Source organism: Paenarthrobacter sp. 22069 (genome assembly GCF_052046035.1).
Taxonomy (GTDB): Bacteria; Actinomycetota; Actinomycetes; order Actinomycetales; family Micrococcaceae; genus Arthrobacter.
In genome coordinates this window covers 79482-100389 of sequence record NZ_JBQEQF010000019.1, presented here as the reverse complement: position 1 = coordinate 100389, position 20908 = coordinate 79482, and the positions used below count along the sequence as shown (strand labels likewise).

The following is a 20908-nucleotide window of genomic DNA, read 5'->3' as shown; positions in this document are numbered from 1 at the left end:
AAACCGGAATGGATCAAGGCCAAGGTCCAGATGGGCCCGGAGTTCGTGGGCCTGAAGAACCTGGTGAAAAAAGAAGGCCTGCACACCGTCTGCGAAGAGGCCGGCTGCCCGAACATCTTCGAATGCTGGGAAGACAAGGAAGCCACCTTCCTGATCGGCGGCTCCGAATGCACCCGCCGCTGCGACTTCTGCCAGATCGACACCGGCAAACCCTCACCCCTGGACCGGTTCGAACCCACCAAGGTGGCCCGCTCCGTCCAATCCATGCAGCTGCGCTACGCCACCGTCACCGGCGTGGCCCGCGACGACCTCGAAGACGAAGGCGTCTGGCTCTACGCCGAAACCGTCCGCAAGATCCACGAACTGAACCCCGGCACCGGCGTGGAACTGCTCATCCCGGACTTCTCCGGCAAACCCGACCACATCGCCGCGATCTGCGACTCCAAACCCGAAGTCTTCGCCCACAACGTCGAAACCGTGCCCCGGATCTTCAAGCGCATCCGCCCCGCGTTCCGCTACGACCGCTCCCTGGACGTCATCACCCAAGGCCGGAACCTGGGCATGGTCACCAAATCCAACCTCATCCTGGGCATGGGCGAAACCCGCGAGGAAATCAGCGAAGCCCTCCGCGACCTGCACGACGCCGGCTGCGACCTGATCACCATCACCCAGTACCTGCGCCCCTCCGAACGGCACCTGCCCGTGGACCGCTGGGTCAAACCCCAGGAATTCGTGGACCTCCAGCACGAAGCCGAAGAGATCGGCTTCCTCGGCGTCATGTCCGGCCCCCTGGTCCGCTCCTCCTACCGGGCCGGCCGCCTCTGGGCCACCGCCATGCGCAAAAAAGGCCGCGACATCCCCGCCGAACTCGCCCACATCGCCGACGGCATCCAGGACTCCGGCACCACCCGCCAGGAAGCCGCCACCCTCCTGGCAGCCCATTCCTGACCCCAATTACGCCTGCCCAGGGCCGGACACCGGAACAAATCCGGCGTCCGGCCCTGGGGTTTAAGTCACGTAGAATTGAGGCACTATGGCGAAATCCCCTGACTCCAGCAACTCCACCCCCTCGGGCTCAAGTGCGGTGAAGCGCGGCATGTTCCAGCGCAAGCCCAAGGAAGCCAAGGCCAAGAAGCCCAGCCGGCTCAAGCAGATCGGCGAGGTCTTCACGATGACCCGCCGCCACGACCCCATGGTGCCGTGGCTCATGCTGCTGGTGTTCCTGGGGATTGTGGCCGTCAGCTTCCTGGTGGGTTTCTGGCTGGACAACTGGATTACCGGCTTGATCATCGGCATTCCGTTGGGCCTGCTGGCTGCCACGTTCATTCTTTCCCGCCGTGCCGAACGCGCGGCATTCTCGCAGATCGAAAACCAGCCCGGCGCCTCCGGTGCCGCCCTGGGAACCCTGCGCCGTGGTTGGATCACCGAGGAACAACCGGTCGCCGTCAACCCGCGGACTCAGGATGCCGTGTTCCGTGCCGTTGGACGTCCCGGCGTCGTCCTTGTCAGTGAAGGCCCGTCCCACCGCGTCAAGCCGCTGCTCGATGCTGAACGGAAGCGCCTGGCGCGCATCCTGCCCAACGTTCCCGTGCACACTATCCAGACCGGCCGCGGCGAAGGCCAGGTGCCGCTGAGCCAGGTGGCCAAGCAGATGGGCAAGATGAAGAACGAACTGACCAAGCTCGAGGTCAGCACCGTTTCAAAGCGCATTGCCTCCATGGGCACCCGGCTGCCCATCCCCAAGGGCATCGATCCCTACAAGGCCCGTCCCAACCGCGGACGCTAGCTGGTAGAACGCCCTGGTGCCGGCACAGCCGGCTGCCAGGGCGTTTTTTCTTGCCCCTGACCATGCCCGCGGAGCCGCAACGGACCGCGCTTCACCTGTGACAGGACCTGACCATGCCCTTGAGGACAACATCCCTCCGCGTCTTCCGCACCCTTGCCGTCGCCGAGGCATGCAGCTGGGCTGCGCTCCTGGCCGGCATGTACTTCAAGTGGATCGCGGGCACCAGCGAGCTCGGGGTCCAGGTAGCGGGACCCATCCACGGTGTGCTGTTCATCGGCTACGGCATTGCCGCGCTCACGCTGTGGCGCGTCCAGCGTTGGCCGTTCCTCGTGGCAGTGCTGGCCGGTGCCTCCGCCGTCTTCCCCTTCGCCACTGTCCTGTTCGAGCGGTGGGCAGGCCGCCGCGGCTACCTCAGCCCCGCATCTGCGGACCATCCGGCCGCCGCCCTGGAATCCAGCCCGGCGTAGCGGACGGGCCCGGTGGAATCACGCGGCGCCGGACCTGGAACACAGGGGTCCGCGAAGGCGCCGGAGCCGGTGAAAGGCCGCCCGGGCGGCAGGCGGCTGGTGGCACTGCTCTCGCTTCTGGGGGCAACGCTGTTCTGGGCCGGGAACTATGTCGTGGGGGCGGGAGCCGTCCGGAGCATCGATCCGCTCAGCCTCGTGGTCCTGAGGTGGGCCATTGCCCTGGTCCCCCTGTTGGTGATTGCCCAGCTCGTGGAGCGGCCACGCTGGCGCTCTGTCCTGGCCGCCTGGCCATGGCTGCTTGCGCTGAGCGTCTGCGGACTCCTGGGTTACAACCTCATGCTGTACTTCGCCCTGGAACACACAGGGCCCTTCAACGCGTCGCTGATCAACGCGTTCAATCCGGCGCTTATCTCGCTGGCTGCCGCGGTCTTCCTGCGCGAACGGCTGACTCCCCTCATGGTGGCGGGTATCGCCGCCGCCCTGGCCGGGGTCCTGGTTGTCATCAGCGGTGGGGATCTGGGCAGGCTGCTCACCGCCGGCTTCGGTACCGGGGAACTGCTGATGACGGGCGCCATCATTGCGTGGACTGCCTACACGGTAACCGGCCGGCTGGCACCGAAGATTCCGCCGGTGACGGCAACCGCCATCCAGGCTGCAGTAGCGGTCGCCGTGCTGGCCCCCGTGCGCCTGGCAACGGGCGGCCTGGCACTTCCTGCGACAAATGGCGCGCTGGCATCCCTGCTGTTCATCGCCATCTTCCCGTCGGTGCTGTCCTACCTGTTGTGGAACCGCGCCCTGGCGGTCCTGCCCGCGGGCGGCGCCGGGGTGTTCCTCAACCTCATCACCGTCTTCACAGCGGTCCTGACGGTCATCGCCGGGCAGGTTCCGACGACGGCGCAGCTGGTGGGCGGCGCAATCGTGATCGGCGGTGTTGTGGCCACGAACGCGCTAGCCTTTCCGGGGCACCGGCGGAAGGCGCGTGCGCCCTCCGGACTGAAGCGTTAGCGGCGGAGAAGGAGCGTGTTCATGGCTTTGTCATGGAGGCCGCGCTGGTCGGGGTCGAAGATCACGGCGGGTATCACCAGGCAGAGCAGCACCGTCCTCACCAGGGCCGCGAACGGTCCGGGTGTGCCGCCTCCCGGTTTCACCACGGCAATGCCCATGATCCGGTGGCCGATGCTGTAGCCGAGGGTTCCCACCAGGAGGATCTGTTCGATGGCGAAGACGGCAAGGGTTGCCCAGGAGTCGCCGCCAAAGGCAAAGTTGCTGATCAGCAGGGCGATTCCCCAGTCGATCATGATGGCTGCGATCCTGCGCCCCGCCCGGGCGATGGAGCCGGGACCGGACTCCGGCAGGCCCAGGCGCTCCCCCGGATACTTCGAGATGCCGGAGGTGTCCGGCCCGCTGAGCCAGGAGCCAATGTCTTTGCGATCTACCACCGTCCAAGCTTACCGACCCGCGGGACGCGCGACGCGCCCACAGTGTGGATAGGACTCGACCACACTATGGACGGAGGATAGCGTGGTCATAGCAGGGCATTCTGTAACCTGCCCGAAACAATGCGGACACGGACGGGAAATGCCGCATCCATAGTCTGTTAGCAGTTTCAAGCAATCCCCCGGCAGGTACCGCAGCAGGGAGACCATGGGTTCTCCCTGCTTTTGGATTGCGCTGGATCACATGGCTTGCACGCCAGATATTTACATATGCGTTAGGAGCATAGATGTTCAAGACTGCGGACGAAGTCCTCAAGTTCATCAAGGACGAAGATGTAAAGTTCGTCGATATCCGCTTCACCGATCTTCCGGGCGTCCAGCAGCACTTCAACGTCCCCGCCAAGAGTGTTGACGCAGACTTCTTCGTCAACGGCCAGCTCTTCGACGGTTCCTCCATCCGTGGCTTCCAGGGCATCGCCGAGTCCGACATGCAGCTGATCCCGGACGTCACCACCGCGTTCCTGGACACCTTCCGCATGGAGAAGACGCTCGCGCTGAACTTCTCGATCGTCAACCCCCGTACGGGCGACCCGTACCACCGCGACCCCCGCGGCGTTGCTGAGAAGGCGGAAGCCTACCTGGCCTCCACCGGCATTGCCGACACCGCGTTCTTCGCTCCCGAAGCCGAATTCTTCGTGTTCGACAACGTCCAGTACCAGTCCTCCCCGCAGGGCAGCTTCTACAAGATCGACTCCGAGGAAGCGCACTGGAACACCGGCCGCGAGGAAGAGGGCGGCAACCTGGGCTACAAGACCCCCGTCAAGGGCGGTTACTTCCCGGTCTCCCCCACCGACAAGCAGGCCGACCTGCGGGACGCCATGTGCGTGGCCCTGGACGAAGCCGGCCTTGAGGTCGAGCGCAGCCACCACGAAGTTGGATCCGCCGGCCAGGCCGAGATCAACTACAAGTTCACCACCCTGACCCACGCTGCCGATGACCTGCAGAAGTTCAAGTACGTCATCAAGAACACCGCTGACGCCTGGGGCAAGTCGGTCACCTTCATGCCCAAGCCCGTCTTCGGTGACAACGGCTCCGGCATGCACTGCCACCAGTCGCTGTGGAACGGTGGAGAGCCGCTGTTCTACGACGAGAAGGGCTACGCCGGCCTGTCCGACACCGCCCGCTGGTACATCGGCGGCCTGCTGAAGCACTCCTCCGCTGTTTTGGCCTTCACCAACCCGACGGTGAACTCCTACCGCCGCCTGGTCAAGGGCTTCGAGGCTCCGGTCAACATGGTGTACTCGCAGGGCAACCGCTCCGCCGGCATCCGCATCCCGATCACGGGTTCCAACCCGAAGGCCAAGCGCATCGAGTTCCGCGCTCCGGACCCCTCATCCAACCCGTACCTGGCCTTCGCTGCCCAGCTGATGGCCGGCATCGACGGCATCCGCAACCGCATCGAGCCTCCCGCCCCGATCGACAAGGACCTCTACGAGCTCCCGGCAGAGGAAGCCAAGGACATCCCGAAGGCTCCGGGCACGCTTGAGGAAGCCCTGGAGGCCCTGCGCGAGGACAACGAGTTCCTGCAGGCCGGCGGCGTCTTCACCCAGGACCTGATCGACACCTGGATCGAGTACAAGTACGAGAACGAGATCCGCCCGCTGTCCCTGCGCCCGAACCCCTACGAGTTCGAGCTCTACTACGGCGTCTAGTCTGCGGCCTGCCTGGCAGGACCACTGAACCAGCAAAGGCGGCCACGGAATGTTCCGGTGGCCGCCTTTGGCGTTCCCGGGGATGCGAGGGCCCGTGGATCGAAAAGCGCTGGGGTGGGGGCCCGCTTCCTGACGTGCTGAGACCGGGAACCGGACCCCCTGACGGATGCCCCCCGAGACGAAGACTCTATCCAGCCTTCCCCCCAACAAGGTTGGAGAACACCGCCAACCCACATACTCGGGCAATTGGATGCCAAGCGCAATGCCCGTCACGCGAGTTACGTCAGAGGGTACCCACGAAGCTGTGGAACATGGTGCGCTGGGGGCCGGAGGAGCCGCCCAGGTAGCGTCCGGCGTCGACGAAGCCGGCACGGCGGTAGGCGGCCAGTGCCGCCGGATTTTCCTCGTTGACGGAAAGTACGACGCCGGATTCACCCGTCGAGTGCCGGGCCGTGAGTCTGCGCGCTGCCTCCACGGCGGCGGTGGCCGCCCGCGTGCCCAGTCCTGAGCCCTGGTGCCGGCGGTCGATGAGGAACCCGCGCAGCAGCCACGCTGAGTGGTCGTCAGGCCAGCCGGCAAGGCGTGCCGCGGTCCGTTGCAGGGTCAGCATGCCGACCGGGTCGCCGTTGGCTTCCACCACGAACGGATGCCTGGATTCCTCCGCCAGTCCGGCCAGTGCCATCCGCAGCGGGTCGCCGACGAAACGCTCCTGGCCGGGCAGCAGCGACATGGCTGCGAGGGCGCCTAACTGGATCGCGCGGCCGTCCCCGTCGAGGTCCCGCAGCGGGATAAGCCACACCCATGCGGCCGGCCTAGTTTCCATAGAAGACGCGTTCAAAGACCGCCCGTGCCCGGCGGCTCACCCTCAGGTAATCCTCCTCCAGGGCGGTGGCGTTGCCCGGTTCGTAACCGCACCAGCGTGCCACGGCCTCCAGGTCCCGGCGGGACGAGGGCAGGAGGTCGGACGCCTTGCCGCTCCAGATGACGTTGGCGGACCTGATCCGGCTGGCAAGCTGCCAGGCCTCCGCCAGCAGTCCGGCGTCGGCAGTGTCCAGCAGCCCCAGGTCCGCTGCGGCGTTGAGGGCCTCCAGGGTCGACGTTGTGCGAAGTTCCGGGTGGTTGCCGGCGTGCTGCAGCTGCAGCAGCTGTACCAGCCACTCGACGTCGCTGAGGCCGCCGCGGCCCAACTTGAGATGGCGTGCGGGGTCGGCGCCGCGGGGCAGCCGCTCGGATTCCACCCTGGCTTTGATGCGACGGATCTCCCGTACGTCCTGCTCAGAGACTGACTTCGGGTACCTGATGGGGTCGATGAGCTTCAGGAAGTCGGCGGCCAGCGTGTCATCGCCGGCCATGGGGCGGGCCCGCAGCAGGGCCTGAGCCTCCCAGATCAGGGACCAGCGGCGGTAGTACTCGGCGAAGGAGTCCAGGGAGCGGACCATGGCCCCGTTCTTGCCCTCCGGCCGCAGGTCGGCGTCCATTTGCAGGACCCGCTCGGCCATGATGGCGGGCTTCAACGGCTGGGTCAGCAGGCTTGATACCTTGGAAACAATCCGGGCAGCCTGTTCCTGCGCCTCGGCTTCGGTGAATCCGGGGATGGCCCGGTGGACGTACATGACATCGGCGTCGGATCCGTATCCGATCTCCCGCCCGCCCTGCCGGCCCATGGCTACCACCAGCACGGTGGTCTTCAGCGGGCCGCCGGCGGACACGATGCCTTCCGCCACACGGAGGGCTCCCAGGACGGCGGCGCGGTCCGTGTCCGCGAGGGCCGTGCCCACCTGCTCCTGGTCCAGCAGCCCGGCCGAATCGGCGATGGCGATGCGCAGGATTTCGCGCCGCCGGATCAGCCGGATCAGGCGCATGGCACTTTCCGGATCAGCGTGCCGCGACATTTTGGCCGTGATTTCCTGCCATTGGGCCTCAAAGCCCACAGGAACCAGGTCCTTGTCCTGTCCCAGCCAGGCGACGGACTCGGGCGAGACTTCCAGGAGGTCGGCGATCAGCCGGGAATTGGACAGCATGTGGCACAAACGCTCCGCTGCGGCGTTGGAGTCGCGGAGCAGGCCAAGGTACCAGTGCGTGGTGCCCAGCGCTTCACTGACGCGGCGGAAGGCCAAGAGCCCGGAGTCGGGATCCACGCCTTCGGCAAGCCAGTCCAGCAGGATGGGCAGGAGCTGCCGCTGCAGTGCAGCCCGGCGGCTTACGCCCGCGGTCAGAGCCTCGATGTGCCGCATGGCCCCCTGCGGATCCCGGTATCCCAGGGCTGCCAGCCGCCCCTGGGCCGCCTCTGGGGTCAGCCTGGCGTCCTCGCTACTGAGCTTGGCAGCGGTGTTCAACAGCGGCCGGTAGAAGATCCGCTCGTGCAGTTCACGCACGGACCGCTTGGTCCGATGCCAGGCGGACAGCAGGGAATCCGGGCTTGGCCGTTCACCGGAGAAGGGGCCCAGTACTGCCTTCGCCAGTGACCGCAGCGCCGGCTCGGCCACCGGCATCAGGTGGGTGCGGCGCAGCTGGAAGAGCTGGATGCGGTGTTCCAGCAGGCGCAGGTAGCGGTAGGCGTTGTCGAACGCCGCTGCGTCGGAACGCCCGATGTAACCACCCGCGGACAGCGCGGCGATCGCCGACGTGGTGTCCCGCCGTCGTAATGACTCATCCGCCTTGCCGTGCACCAGCTGGAGCAGCTGCACGGTGAACTCGACGTCGCGCAGGCCGCCGCGGCCGAGCTTGATCTGCCGCTGCTCCTCTGCGGCCGGAATATGCTCAGTCACCCGCCGGCGCATGGCCTGGACGGACTCTACGAAGCCGTCGCGACCGGCCGAGCTCCAGATCAGCGGCGCCACGGCGTCTTCATAGGCCCGGCCCAGCCCGGGGTCACCGGCGATGGCACGGGCCTTGAGCAGCGCCTGGAACTCCCAGCTCTCGGCCCACCGGGCGTAGTAGGTCTCGTGCGAGGCGAGGGTGCGGACCAGCGGGCCGGACTTGCCCTCGGGCCGCAGGTTGGCGTCCACCTCCCATAGACCCGGTTCCCTGGCCACCGAGGAGATGGCCCGTGAAATGCCGCTGGCCAGGGCTGTGCCGATGGTGTTGGCGTCCGCGTCGGCCAGGCTGCCGGGGTCCACCACATAGATGACGTCGACGTCGGAGATGTAGTTCAGTTCCCGGGCGCCGCACTTGCCCATTCCAATCACGGCCAGGCCTACATCCGCAACATCGGCGGCACTGTACTGCCCGGCGGCCTCAGCCCGGGAGACGGCGAGGGCAGCCTCGATGGCCGCCGCGGCCAGGTCCGCCAGCTCGCCACCCACCGATGGCAGGAAATCGAGCGGATCGGCCGCACAGAGGTCCTTGACGGCGAGGTCCACCAGTCCGCGCCGGTAAGCCGTCCGCAGGGCCGCATAGGCCTCCACGCCCGTCGTGGCGGCGACCGGACGGGCGGCACGGGGGTCCGCGCCGACGGACTGGAGGAGGGTGGCCCGCAGGCGGGCGGGGTCGGCAGGCAATGGTTCCGGGCTGGCACGGATCTGGAAGGCATCAAGGTGCTCGGGGTGCCGGATCAGGAACTCCCCCAGCGCTTCCGAGGCGCCCAGGACCCGGAACATGGGTTCACTTGCCTCCAGGTCGGCGGCAGCAAGCTCGCGCAGCTGGGGGTGTTTTTCGATCAGCCGGACGAGGGACTGGAGTGCCGTGTCCGGGCTGGCCGCGAGCTGAAGTCCGGCGAAGAGCGTGTCCTGGTCCAGGCCCTCGAGTTCGCGGGCGGCAAGGAACCGTTCGCCCTTCTCCAGGTCGTTGAATCCGGCCGCGATGAGGCGGCGTGCCAGGCTCACGCCGGGCACCTAGAGGATGCCGAGGTTGCGTTGCAGCTCGTAGGGTGTCACCTGCAGCCGGTAGTCCTGCCATTCGGCGCGCTTGTTGCGCAGGAAGTGCTCGTAGACCTGTTCCCCCAGGATCTGCGGCATAAGCTCCGAGTCCTCCATGGAGCGGATGGCGTCGTGCAGGCTCGCCGGAAGAGGATCGTGGCCCATGGCCCGGCGTTCCGCCGAACTCAGCGACCAGACGTCGTCCTCGGCTGCGGCGGGAAGCTCGTAGCCTTCCTCAATGCCCTTCAGGCCGGCTCCGAGCAGGACGGCGTAGGCCAGGTAGGGGTTGGCTGCGGAGTCGATGCCACGGTACTCAATGCGGGCCGACTGGCCCTTCCCCGGCTTGTACAGCGGGACGCGGACCAGGGCCGAACGGTTGTTGTGGCCCCAGCTCAGGTAGCTGGGTGCTTCGCCGCCGCCCCAGAGCCGCTTGTAGGAGTTGACGAACTGGTTGGTGACGGCGGTGAACTCGGGCGCGTGCTTGAGGATGCCGGCAATGAACTGGCGTGCGGTCTTGGACAGCTGGAACTCGGCGCCCGCCTCGAAGAAAGCATTGCTGTCACCTTCGAAGAGCGAGAAGTGCGTGTGCATGCCGGAGCCCGGGTGGTCCGTGAACGGCTTGGGCATGAACGTGGCGTACGTGCCCTGCTGCAGCGCCACCTCCTTGATGACGGTGCGGAACGTCATGATGTTGTCGGCCGTCTGCAGCGCGTCGGCGTAGCGGAGGTCGATCTCGTTCTGGCCAGGGCCGGCCTCATGGTGGCTGAATTCCACGGAGATGCCGACGGATTCGAGCATGGTCACCGCGGTGCGGCGGAAGTCCTGGGCCACGCCGCCGGGGACGTGGTCGAAGTAGCCGCCCTCATCGACCGGCACCGGGGCGCCGTTGGGGCCCGGCTCGTGCGACTTCAGCAGGTAGAACTCGATCTCCGGGTGGGTGTAGCAGGTGAAGCCCATGTCCGCGGCTTTGGCCAGGGTGCGCTTGAGCACGTTGCGCGGGTCAGCCGCGGAGGGCTCGCCGTCCGGGGTCAGGATGTCGCAGAACATCCGGGAGGTCTGCTCAGTCTCACCGCGCCACGGCAGGATCTGGAAGGTGGCGGGATCGGGCTGGGCCAGCATGTCCGATTCAAAGACGCGGGCCAGGCCCTCGATCGAGGAACCGTCGAAGCCCAGGCCTTCCTCGAAGGCTCCCTCGACTTCGGCCGGAGCAAGCGCCACGGACTTCAGCGAACCCACCACATCGGTGAACCACAGGCGCACGAAACGCACGTCACGCTCTTCGATTGTGCGCAGGACAAACTCTTGCTGGCGGTCCATGATGGCCTCTTCTCCGGTCAACGTCCATGCTCCGGGTCCGCGCAATGGGGAGAACCGGCAGCAGTTCATCAACACTGTACTAATCATTCGGCCGTCATGCTTGAGCCTGCACCCCGCGTAACACAGCATTAACCTGGCGCGGCGCCCGGACCTCCCACCGGCACCGGTCCTTACCCGGTGCAGCATGGCCCCACGGGCACGACTGTTATGACGCTAATCACCGCTCTCCTGCGATGCACGCGGTAGCTAGTACGGCGGGTACCGCACTACGCTCATCCCATGGCTTCCAGCAACAGCTCCGACTCCCGCGCGTCCGCAGAAGTACCCGCACCGTACGGCACCGGCCCCGGCACCACCGCCCCCGCCAGTGCCGAAGCCGCCGCCACAGCTGTACGGAAGCCGGCCAGGGTCCGCGTCCACCACCTGCAGCAGGCCAAGCGCGACGGCACGAAGTTCGCCATGCTTACCGCCTACGAGCAGTACACAGCCGAGATATTTGATGCTGCCGGCATCGAGGTGCTGCTGGTGGGTGATTCCGCCTCAAACAACGTGTTTGGCAATGAGACCAGCCTGCCGGTGACCGTTGATGAGCTGCTCCCCCTGTGCCGGGCCGTGGCCAGGTCCGCGAAGCGCGCCCTGGTGGTGGCGGACCTGCCGTTCGGAAGCTACGAGGTCAGCGCGGAACAGGCCGTGGCCGCCGGCGTGCGGTTCCTGAAGGAAGGGCTGGCACACGCAGTCAAGATCGAAGGCGGACAGTACTACGCGCCCACGGTCCGGGCCATGGTGCAGGCGGGGATCCCGGTCATGGCCCACATTGGCTTCACCCCGCAGAGTGAACACGCCCTGGGCGGGTACCGGGTCCAGGGCCGCGGAGACGACGGCCAGCGGCTCATCGAGGATGCCCGCGCCCTTGCGGACGCCGGCGCATTCTGCGTGCTGATGGAAATGGTGCCCGCGGAGACGGCCGCCGCCGTCGATGCAGCAGTGGACGTGCCCACCGTGGGCATCGGGGCCGGCAAGGCAACCACCGGGCAGGTCCTCGTCTGGCAGGACATGGCGGGCCTCAGGGGCGGCCGGATGGCCAAGTTCGTGAAGCAGTACGCGGACCTGCGGAACACCCTGCTCGACGCCGCCACGGCCTATGGCGACGACGTCCGGTCCGGCGCGTTCCCCGGCCCGGAACACTCCTTCTAAACTTTCAGCTTCGGCCGGACGGCACTATGGAACCGGCGACTGACGGATATGCCCGGATGACCCGCAGCGTCCGGGCGGTACTCCGGAAGCGGACGTCAAGGTGAGGCCGTCCGCGGCCGAGGCAGTCCGCGGAGGAGTGCCGCCCTGACGCCCCGCCGTCAAAACGCCCTGACCCCAGACGCCCTGGCACCCAACCGTTCAGTCGTCGTCGCCCTTTTCCCAGGCCTCGTTGCGCGCCTTGACCTTTTCCAGGGCGTGCTCGGCTTCGGCCCGGGTCTTGTACGGCCCAATGAGCTGGCTCCAGTCCGACAGCCGGTCCTCTTCCACCTCGTGGGTCTTGATGTTGAACCAGTACTCAGTCATCGTTGCTCCTCGTTCCGGCGACAGGAAAACCGGGGTGACCCACGTAACACAAACACTTACGCATGCCCTCCGCCGCTTGTCGGTTGTTAGGCGTTCTGTGGTGCCTTATATGATCAATCTATGCCTTCCCTTGCCTCGACTGCACCCATTGGCACCCTCACCCCGGGTACCTTGAGTCCGCAGCGTCCCGTCCCGGCGTCCATCCCCCGTCCGGAGTATGTGGGCAAGCCTGCACCCGCCAAATTCACCGGCTCCGAGGTCAAGTCCGCGGAAACCATCGAAAAAATCCGGGTAGCTGGGAAGATCGCAGCGCAGGCCATCGTGGAGGTGGGCAAGCACATCCAGCCTGGCGTCACCACCGATGAGCTGGACAGGGTGGGGCATGAGTTCCTGCTGGACCACCATGCCTACCCCTCCACCCTCGGCTACCGCGGATTCCCCAAGTCGCTTTGCTCCTCCCTGAACGAGGTCATCTGCCACGGCATCCCGGACAGCACCGTGGTCCAGGACGGCGACATCATCAACATCGACATCACCGCGTACATCAACGGGGTCCACGGCGACACCAATTACACCTTCCTGGTGGGCGACGTCGATGAGGAATCACGCCTGCTGGTGGAACGGACCCAGGAATCCCTGAACCGCGCAATCAAGGCGGTGGCCCCCGGACGCGAGATCAACGTCATCGGCCGCGCCATCCAGTCCTATGCCAAGCGTTTTGGCTACGGTGTGGTGCGTGACTTTACCGGCCACGGCGTCGGTGAAGCCTTCCACACCGGGCTCATCATCCCGCACTACGACGCCGCCCCCGCCTACAGCACGGTGATTGAGGCGGGCATGGTGTTCACCATCGAGCCGATGCTCACCCTGGGCACGGTGGAGTGGGACATGTGGAGCGATGACTGGACAGTCGTCACCCGGGACCACAAACGCACCGCCCAGTTCGAGCACACCCTGCTGGTCACCGAGACCGGCGCCGAAATCCTTACCCTGCCGTAGGCTGTCCCATGCCCGCCCTGGGCATGGTCCGCCGGTGCAGACCGGACCCTTGTTATGGGCTGCCCATGGGCGCCCCTTTTCCTGCCCGCCCCTGTCTAGAACGGAATCCCATTGGCCAAGAAGGACGAGAAGTCGCACAAGAATGCACCGCTGATCGGCATCGACATCGGTGGTACAGGCATCAAGGGCGGCATTGTCGACCTGAAGAAGGGCAAGCTCCTGGGTGAGCGCTTCCGCGTCCCCACCCCGCAGCCCGCCACCCCCAAAGCAGTCGCCGAGGCCGTGGCCCTGGTGGTGGCCGAGCTTTCGGCACGCCCGGAGGCCCCGGAGGCCGGCTCCCCCGTAGGTGTGACCTTCCCGGGAATCATCCAGCACGGCGTGGTGCACTCGGCAGCCAATGTGGACAAGAGCTGGCTGGACACCGACATCGATGCGCTCCTCACAGCACGGCTTGGCCGGCCGGTGGAGGTCATCAACGACGCCGACGCGGCGGGCCTGGCCGAGGCACGGTACGGTGCGGGTGCGGGCGTTTCCGGAACGGTGCTGGTGATCACCCTGGGCACGGGCATTGGCTCCGCCTTCATCTTCGACGGCAAACTGGTTCCCAACGCGGAGCTGGGCCACCTGGAAATAGGCGGGTTCGACGCCGAATCCAAGGCGTCGGCCGTTGCCCGTGAACGCGACGGATTGTCCTGGGATGAGTACAGCGTGCTGCTGCAGCGCTACTTCTCGCACGTTGAGTTCCTGTTCTCACCGGAACTCTTCATCGTGGGCGGCGGCATCTCCAAGCGCGCGGATGAATACCTTCCCAACCTCAAGCTCCGCACCCCGATTGTCCCCGCTGTGCTGCGCAACGAGGCAGGCATCGTGGGAGCGGCGCTGGAAATCGCGCTGAAGCACAAACTGGCTAAGTAGGGTGGTGCCGGTGGCGGCTGCGGCTTCCCCTCCGCTGCCGCCACCGGAGTCTAGAGCGGGCTCTTCTCGGAGCTCTTGGCAGCGCCCTTGGCGTCTTCCTCCGCCTCATGGCGGAGCAGCGCGATAGCGGTTTCGAAGTCCTCCAGCGACTCGAATGCCTGGTAGACACTGGCGAAACGCAGGTAGGCCACCTTGTCGAGTTTCTGCAGGGGCCCGAGGATCACCAGCCCAACCTCGTGTGCGTCGATTTCGGCCGCGCCGGAGGAACGGATCTGTTCCTCCACTTCCTGGGCCAGCATGGCAAGGTCATCCTCGCTCACAGGGCGGCCCTGGCACGCCTTGCGCACGCCATTGATGACCTTGCTGCGGCTGAAGGGTTCTCCCACGCCGGACCGCTTGATGACGGAGAGGCTCGTGGTTTCGACCGTGGTGAAGCGGCGGCCGCATTCGGGACACTGCCGGCGGCGCCGGATGGCTGACCCGTCATCGGCCATGCGGCTGTCAACCACGCGGGAATCGGGGTTGCGGCAGAACGGACAGTACATGGCGGTCCCCCTTCACGCTCGTGGTCTGCGGCGTCCTTGGAAGCCACCAGCACCGCCGGGGGGCGATGCCGTGGCGTCTCCCAGTTTACGGCCAGATATGGGGTAATAACAATCCTGTAATTACTACATCTAGTGGTGTCACCCGTTGGCAGGGAAACGCGCTGTGACCGCATCGCCGTGGGCGGGCAGGTCCTCGGCCCGTGACAGGCTGACGATGTGTCCGCTGACCTGTTCCAGGGCCTCCCGGCTGTAGTTGATGACCTGGATGGCCCGCAGGAAGGTGGTCACGTTCAAGCCCGAGGAGAAGGCCGCGGTGCCGCTGGTGGGCAGGACGTGGTTGGAACCGGCGCAGTAGTCCCCCAGGCTTACCGGGCTGTAGTCGCCGACGAAGATGGCTCCGGCGTTCCTGATACGGGCGGCCACGGCCGCAGCGTCCCGGGTCATGATTTCCAGGTGCTCTGCCGCGTAGGCATCGCAGGCAGCGATCCCCTGCTCCATGCCGTCCACCAGCACCACGCCGGACTGCGGGCCGGACAGCGCCTCACGGACCCTGTCCGAGTGCTTGGTGGCCGCGGCCTGTCGTTCCAGTTCCACACGGACGGCGGCGGCCAGGTCCTGCGAATCGGTGATCAGGACCGATGCGGCCTTCGGATCGTGCTCGGCCTGGCTGAGCAGATCTGCGGCGACCAGCGCGGGCTTGGCGGAGTCATCGGCCAGGATGGCGATCTCCGTGGTTCCTGCCTCGGAGTCGATTCCCACAACGCCCTTGACCAGTCGCTTGGCCGTGGCGACGAAAATGTTGCCGGGACCGGTCACCACATCCACGGGCTCCAGCGCCGCGCCGGCGTCCGTTGCCTCGATGCCGTACGCAAAGGCGGCGATCGCCTGCGCTCCGCCGATGGCATAGACCTCGGTGATGCCCAGCAGCGCCGCCGCCGCGAGGATCGTGGGGTGCGGGAGTCCGCCGAATTCCTTCTGCGGCGGCGAGGCCAGGGCAATGGATTCGACGCCGGCTGCCAGCGCCGGCACGACGTTCATCACCACGGACGACGGGTACACGGCGAGCCCGCCGGGAACGTACAGCCCGACGCGCCCCACCGGCACCCAGTTCTGGCTGACCACGGCGCCGTCACCGAGTTCCACGTCCACGTTGCGGGGGCGCTGCCCGTCGGCGAACTTCCGGGCCCGGCTGATGGATTCCTCCAGGGCGGCCCGCACGGCAGGGTCCAGAGCGTCCAGGGCGGCGGAGATGGCCTCCCTGGGAACCAGCGGATGCTCCTGCGCCACGCCGTCGAATTTCTCCGCCAGCTCCGCCAAGGCAGCGAAGCCGCGCTGGCGCACCGCGGAGATGATCTGCAAAACCTTTTCCTCCGCATCGGCCATGGTGTGGCCCGTGGCACGGGGAACGGCGGCGCGCAGGGCTGCGAGGGTCATGCTGCGGCCACGCAGGTCGATGGTGCGGAAGTCGACGGCGGCGGTCACGGAGGCGGGAAGTTCCGGGGAAGTGGTCACCGGTCTATTTTAGGGGGCTGAACCGGGTGGCTGTTCCGGCAGGGCCGGCGTCCGGTTTCCTGCCACCGGCGCCTAAGAGTTCCAGGATGAAAACGGACACCGCCGTGGCGGCGGGCCACAGCAGCAGGACCGGCCATGCCCGGAGGGAAAAGGCGATGCTGGCGTTCGCCGAGGCGTCAACGGCCGGACCCCACAAGCGCGCCGCCAGAATACCGGTCCCCCACGCCACGGCGCTGCCGGCCAGTGCTCCGGCCAGCCCTGTCAACAGTGCAGCCTGTGGATCGCGCCGCTTGCCGTCCGCCAGGAACACCGCAAGGAGGCAGCCGGCCAGCACCAGGATCCCGGCGAGCGTAAGGTCGCGCGGCAGCCAGACCAGCGGGACGGTGCCCGAGGACAGCGCGGGATCCCGCGTTATCAGGTTCAGCCCGCCCGGGGCCAGGAGCCACCACAGGAGTCCGGCCGGGATGCCCGCTGCCGCGGGTACCAGCAGCAGGGACCAGGGCAGGAGCCGCCTGGCGGGGCGGGCAAAGTTTGTCATGCAACACACCTTAACAAAGCTTCCTGCGGGGGAATCGGCCCCGTTGCCGCCGCGGCATGTTTTCCTGCCGCGACCACGGACCAATACGCTTGGAGGAAGAGTTACGCCACCTAGTGCAGGAGTCCCGGTGACCGACAGCAGCGAGCCGTTCGAGCAGACGTTCAGGGAGATGTTCCGCCGGCACGCCGCCGGCGTGGCCATCATTACGGTGAACTACCAGGATGAGCCCTACGGCTTCACCGCCACCTCGGTCGCGTCATTGTCCGCCAAGCCGCCGCGCTTCACGTTCAACATGGCCCGCAGTTCCAGGTCCTGGCCGGCGGTCGCCAACACCCAGTACCTCGGGGTCCACATGCTGGGGCTGGAGAACCAGGAACTGGCCGCGCGCTTTGCCCGCCCCGGCAACCGGTTCGAAGGCAACCACTGGGAGGTTGGCCCGCACGGCGTTCCTATCCTCAAGGACGTGGCGGGCTGGCTGATCGGCGAAGTCCAAATGCGGCTCTCGTTCGAAAACAACGCGGTGGTGGTGGTCCAGGTGGTGGATGGCCAGGTGGGCGGCGAGGGATCGCCGCTGCTCTACCACGGCGGGGCCTACGGGCAGCCGGTGCCGCTGGACTACGAAATCTAGCCAGCCCGGACCTTACCGGGCACAAGGACGCGGACGANTCCCGCCGTCGTCCGCGTCTTTGTCAGGCGTCCAGGCAGGCCGGGCCCAGCAGGACTTTCAGGTCACCGAACAAGGACGGGCTGGGGTTCACCCGCAGGTGCACCGGCAGGCCCATGATTTCCGTGCGGGTGTCGCCCTGCAGGTGGAGCCTGACCTCCGAGTTGCCGCGGTGGGTGCGCAGCACATCGCCAAGCTCCGTGACCACGGCCTCGGTGGCCTTGTGGGTGGGCATGGTGATCACCAGTGGTCCGTGCAGGCCCTCGCTAAGGTCCGGGACAGACAGTTCCATGCAGTTCAGCGTGATGGCGCCGTCGTCGCGCTTCTGCAGGCGGCCCTTGACCACCACGATCAGGTCCTCGGCCAGCACGGATGCGATGGGTCCGTAAACCTGGCCGAAGAACATCACCTCGATGGAACCGCCCAGGTCCTCCACCTCGGCCCGGGCGTACGCATTTCCGCTGGCTTTGGCGATGCGGCGGCTCAACGAGGTGATCATTCCGGCGATGGTGATGATGGCGCCATCCTGCGGCCCGTCCTCGCCGAGGATGGTGGTGATGCTCATTTCCGCGTGCTGGCTCAGCAGGCCCTCAAGGCCCTGCAGCGGGTGGTCCGAGACGTACAGGCCCAGCATGTCCCGTTCGAACGAGAGCTTGTCCTTCTTCTCCCACTCCGGCAGGTCCGGAATGTCGATGCTCAGGGAGGACGATTCCGCCCCGGCGTCCTCGAACCCGGCGAAAAGGTCGAACTGGCCGATGGCCTCGTTGCGCTTGAGGGTGATGACGGAGTCGATGGCCTCTTCGTGGATCATTGCCAGGGCGCGGCGGTGATGGCCCAGTGAGTCGAACGCGCCGGACTTGATGAGGGACTCGATGGTCCGCTTGTTGCAGACGACGGCCGGAACCTTCATCAGGTAGTCCTTGAACGAGGTGAAGGCACCCTCGCTTTCGCGTGCTGCCACCATGGCTTCCACGGCGTTGACGCCCACGTTGCGGATGGCGCCCATGCCGAAACGGATGTCGTTCCCCACCGGGGTGAAGTTCAGGGCGGACTCGTTGACGTCCGGCGGAAGCACCGTGATGCCCATGCGCCGGCACTCGTTGAGGTAGATGGCGGACTTGTCCTTGTCATCGCCCACCGAGGTCAGCAGCGCCGCCATGTACTCCGGCGCGTAGTGGGCCTTGAGGTACGCGGTCCAGTAGGAGATCACCCCGTAGGCTGCCGAGTGCGCCTTGTTGAAGGCGTAGTCCGAGAAGGGCAGGAGAATGTCCCACAGTGTCTTGACGGCCTCCATGGAGTAGCCGTTGTCCTGCATGCCCTGGGAGAAGCCCGCGAACTGCTTGTCCAGCTCGGATTTCTTCTTCTTGCCCATCGCGCGGCGGAGGATGTCTGCCTGGCCCAGCGAGTAGCCGGCGAGCTTCTGCGCCACGGCCATGACCTGCTCCTGGTACACAATCAGGCCGTACGTACCACCGAGGATCTCCTTGAGCGGCTCCTCCAGCTCCGGGTGGATGGGGATGACCTCCTGGATCCCGTTTTTGCGCAGCGCATAGTCGGTGTGGGCGTTGGCGCCCATGGGACCCGGACGATAGAGCGCCAGGACGGCGGAGATGTCTTCAAAGTTGTCAGGCTTCATCAGCTTGAGCAGTGACCGCATGGGACCGCCGTCGAGCTGGAACACGCCCAGGGTGTCGCCGCGGGCGAGAAGTTCGTAGGAGGCGGCGTCGTCGAGCTCGAGGTTTTCCAGGTCCAGGTCGATGCCGCGGTTCATCTTGATGTTCTCGAGGGCGTCGGAAATGATCGTCAGGTTCCGCAGGCCCAGGAAGTCCATCTTGATCAGGCCAAGGCCCTCGGACGTCGGGTAGTCGAACTGGGTGATCACCTGGCCGTCCTGGAAACGGCGCATGATCGGGATGACGTCGATGATGGGGTCCGACGACATGATCACGCCGGCGGCATGCACGCCCCACTGCCGCTTCAGGCCCTCGATACCCAGGGCCGTCTCGAAGACCTTGGCTGCTTCGGGGTCGGTGGCGATCAGCTGCCGGAAGTCGCCGGCCTCGCTGTAGCGCTTGGCGTCCGGGTTCTGGATGTCGGCCAGCGGTATGTCCTTGGCCATGACCGCGGGCGGCAGGGCCTTGGTCAGCGTCTCGCCCATGCTGAACGGGTAGCCCAGGACGCGCGAGGAGTCCTTGAGGGCCTGCTTGGTCTTGATGGTGCCGTAGGTGACAATCATCGCCACACGCTCGTCGCCGTACTTGCGGGTCACGTAGTCGATGACTTCCGAGCGGCGCCGGTCATCGAAGTCGACGTCGAAGTCGGGCATGGAGACGCGGTCCGGGTTGAGGAACCGTTCGAAGATCAGGCCGTGGCGGAGGGGGTCGAGGTCGGTGATGCGCATGGCGTAGGCCACCATGGAGCCTGCACCTGAGCCACGTCCCGGACCCACGCGGATGCCGTTGTTCTTGGCCCAGTTGATGAAGTCGGCAACCACCAGGAAGTATCCGGGGAACCCCATGGACGTGATGACGCCGAGCTCGTAGTCGGCCTGCTTGCGGACCTCGTCCGGGATACCGCCCGGGTAGCGGTACTGCAGGCCCTTGTCCACTTCCTTGACCAGCCAGGACGTCTCGTCCTCGCCCGGCGGGCAGGGGAAGCGGGGCATGTAGTTGGCGTCCGTGTTGAAGGACACCTCACAACGCTCTGCGATCAGGAGCGTGTTGTCGCAGGCATCCGGATGGTCGCGGAAGAGTTCCCGCATCTCGCGCGGCGACTTGAGGTAGTAGCCGCTGCCGGAGAACGCGAACCGCGAGCCGCCGTTGTCGTAGGTGGGTTCAAGCAGGGTGGAGCCGGACTGGATGGCCAGCAGGGCTTCGTGTGCCTTGGCGTCGTGCTCGTGCGTGTAGTGGAGGTCGTTGGTGGCCACCAGCGGCAGGTTCAGGTCCTTGGCGAGCCGCAGCAAGTCGCCGGTGACCCGCCGCTCAATGTCCAGCCCGTGGTCCATCAGTTCGCAGAAATAGTTTTCCGCGCCGAAGATATCCCGGAACTCGGCCGCAGCCTCGAGTGCTTCGCGGTACTGCCCGAGACGGAGCCGGGTCTGGACTTCCCCGGAGGGGCAGCCCGTGGTGGCGATGAGTCCTTCGGAGTAGGTGTTCAGCAGCTCCCGGTCCAGGCGTGGCCATTTGCCGAAGACCGAGTCGAGGGACGCGATGGATGAGGCACGGAAGAGGTTCCGCATGCCCACGTTGTTGTAGCTCAGGAGCGTCATGTGGGTGTACGAACCACCACCGGACACATCGTCCTTGCGCTGGGATTCGTCGCCCCAGCGCACGCGTTCCTTGTCGGTCCGCGCGGTCCCGGGAGTTACATAGGCTTCGACGCCGATGATCGGCTTGATGCCCTTGGCCTGGGCCTTCTGCCAGAAATCGAAAGCGCCGAACAGGTAGCCGTGGTCCGTGGTGGCAAGGGCAGGCATGCCCAGGCGCTCGGTCTCGTCGAACAGCTCCCCCAGGCGGGCTGCTCCATCCAGCATGGAATATTCGGTGTGGGTGTGCAGGTGGACGAACGAATCATTGCTGGAACTCACCGGACCATTCTAAGCGC

Annotated in this window: 18 protein-coding genes; 9 read left to right on the top strand and 9 right to left on the bottom strand. The window is 66.2% G+C overall.

Annotated features, from left to right (window positions below):
- From lipA to ACTJK0_RS16040, 4 genes are all read left to right on the top strand, one after another.
- A partial coding sequence (lipA, locus tag ACTJK0_RS16055; RefSeq protein ID WP_440745859.1) for a lipoyl synthase occupies positions 1-948 on the top strand: 948 nt, incomplete at its 5' end.
- A gap of 85 nt (positions 949-1033) precedes the next feature.
- Complete coding sequence (locus tag ACTJK0_RS16050) at positions 1034-1786, top strand: DUF4191 domain-containing protein (RefSeq protein ID WP_110544573.1); 753 nt, start codon at positions 1034-1036, stop codon at positions 1784-1786.
- Between the two features lie 113 nt (positions 1787-1899).
- On the top strand, positions 1900-2253 hold the full coding sequence (locus ACTJK0_RS16045; RefSeq protein ID WP_440745858.1) for a DUF3817 domain-containing protein: 354 nt from the start codon (positions 1900-1902) through the stop codon (positions 2251-2253).
- Between the two features lie 69 nt (positions 2254-2322).
- Entirely contained in the window at positions 2323-3258 is a 936-nt protein-coding gene (locus ACTJK0_RS16040; RefSeq protein WP_440745857.1) for a DMT family transporter, read from the top strand.
- Here ACTJK0_RS16040 and ACTJK0_RS16035 read toward each other — a convergent pair.
- Positions 3255-3692, bottom strand: coding sequence for an RDD family protein (locus ACTJK0_RS16035; RefSeq protein ID WP_440745856.1), 438 nt, complete (start codon positions 3690-3692; stop codon positions 3255-3257). The genes ACTJK0_RS16040 and ACTJK0_RS16035 overlap by 4 nt on opposite strands.
- A 284-nt stretch (positions 3693-3976) precedes the next feature.
- Between ACTJK0_RS16035 and glnA (ACTJK0_RS16030) the strand changes: the two genes are divergently transcribed.
- Positions 3977-5401 carry a type I glutamate--ammonia ligase gene (gene glnA, locus ACTJK0_RS16030; protein ID WP_285242527.1) on the top strand — a complete coding sequence of 475 codons (1425 nt, stop codon included), beginning with the start codon at positions 3977-3979 and terminating at the stop codon, positions 5399-5401.
- A gap of 283 nt (positions 5402-5684) precedes the next feature.
- Here glnA (ACTJK0_RS16030) and ACTJK0_RS16025 read toward each other — a convergent pair whose 3' ends face one another.
- Genes ACTJK0_RS16025 through glnA (ACTJK0_RS16015) form a run of 3 tightly spaced genes read right to left on the bottom strand, consistent with a single transcriptional unit; the run spans position 5685 to position 10575 of the window.
- Positions 5685-6224, bottom strand: coding sequence for a GNAT family N-acetyltransferase (locus tag ACTJK0_RS16025; RefSeq protein ID WP_440745855.1), 540 nt, complete (start codon positions 6222-6224; stop codon positions 5685-5687).
- A complete protein-coding gene (locus ACTJK0_RS16020; protein WP_440745854.1) occupies positions 6214-9225 on the bottom strand; it encodes a bifunctional [glutamine synthetase] adenylyltransferase/[glutamine synthetase]-adenylyl-L-tyrosine phosphorylase in 3012 nt (1003 codons plus the stop codon). The genes ACTJK0_RS16025 and ACTJK0_RS16020 overlap by 11 nt, the downstream gene beginning before the upstream one ends.
- A 9-nt stretch (positions 9226-9234) precedes the next feature.
- On the bottom strand, positions 9235-10575 hold the full coding sequence (glnA, locus tag ACTJK0_RS16015; protein ID WP_110544581.1) for a type I glutamate--ammonia ligase: 1341 nt from the start codon (positions 10573-10575) through the stop codon (positions 9235-9237).
- A 279-nt stretch (positions 10576-10854) separates the two neighbouring features.
- Here glnA (ACTJK0_RS16015) and panB point away from each other — a divergent pair, with 279 nt between their 5' ends.
- Positions 10855-11769: a 3-methyl-2-oxobutanoate hydroxymethyltransferase gene (panB, locus tag ACTJK0_RS16010; RefSeq protein ID WP_440745853.1), complete on the top strand. Its 915-nt coding sequence runs from the start codon at positions 10855-10857 to the stop codon at positions 11767-11769.
- Positions 11770-11967: 198 nt separating this feature from the next.
- On the opposite strand, the gene ACTJK0_RS16005 is transcribed toward panB, so the two are convergent.
- On the bottom strand, positions 11968-12132 hold the full coding sequence (locus tag ACTJK0_RS16005; RefSeq protein ID WP_110544584.1) for an SPOR domain-containing protein: 165 nt from the start codon (positions 12130-12132) through the stop codon (positions 11968-11970).
- Between the two features lie 120 nt (positions 12133-12252).
- Between ACTJK0_RS16005 and map the strand changes: the two genes are divergently transcribed.
- Both map and ppgK read left to right on the top strand, forming a co-directional pair.
- Positions 12253-13131, top strand: coding sequence for a type I methionyl aminopeptidase (gene map, locus ACTJK0_RS16000; protein WP_440745852.1), 879 nt, complete (start codon positions 12253-12255; stop codon positions 13129-13131).
- 111 nt (positions 13132-13242) lie between these two features.
- Positions 13243-14046, top strand: coding sequence for a polyphosphate--glucose phosphotransferase (ppgK, locus tag ACTJK0_RS15995; protein ID WP_440745851.1), 804 nt, complete (start codon positions 13243-13245; stop codon positions 14044-14046).
- A 50-nt stretch (positions 14047-14096) separates the two neighbouring features.
- Here the strand turns inward: ppgK and nrdR are convergent, their stop codons facing one another.
- The 3 genes from nrdR to ACTJK0_RS15980 all read right to left on the bottom strand — a co-directional run bounded on the left by nrdR (position 14097) and on the right by ACTJK0_RS15980 (position 16641).
- Positions 14097-14591: a transcriptional regulator NrdR gene (nrdR, locus tag ACTJK0_RS15990; protein WP_043453030.1), complete on the bottom strand. Its 495-nt coding sequence runs from the start codon at positions 14589-14591 to the stop codon at positions 14097-14099.
- A gap of 138 nt (positions 14592-14729) precedes the next feature.
- On the bottom strand, positions 14730-16103 hold the full coding sequence (hisD, locus tag ACTJK0_RS15985; protein ID WP_440745850.1) for a histidinol dehydrogenase: 1374 nt from the start codon (positions 16101-16103) through the stop codon (positions 14730-14732).
- Between the two features lie 4 nt (positions 16104-16107).
- Positions 16108-16641 (bottom strand): hypothetical protein, encoded by a 534-nt coding sequence (locus tag ACTJK0_RS15980; protein WP_440745849.1) that lies wholly within the window; start codon positions 16639-16641, stop codon positions 16108-16110.
- Between the two features lie 127 nt (positions 16642-16768).
- Here ACTJK0_RS15980 and ACTJK0_RS15975 point away from each other — a divergent pair, with 127 nt between their 5' ends.
- A complete protein-coding gene (locus tag ACTJK0_RS15975) occupies positions 16769-17269 on the top strand; it encodes a flavin reductase family protein (RefSeq protein WP_110544590.1) in 501 nt (166 codons plus the stop codon).
- Positions 17270-17330: 61 nt separating this feature from the next.
- Here the strand turns inward: ACTJK0_RS15975 and dnaE are convergent, their stop codons facing one another.
- On the bottom strand, positions 17331-20891 hold the full coding sequence (gene dnaE / locus ACTJK0_RS15970) for a DNA polymerase III subunit alpha (RefSeq protein ID WP_440745848.1): 3561 nt from the start codon (positions 20889-20891) through the stop codon (positions 17331-17333).
- Positions 20892-20908 lie beyond the last annotated feature (17 nt).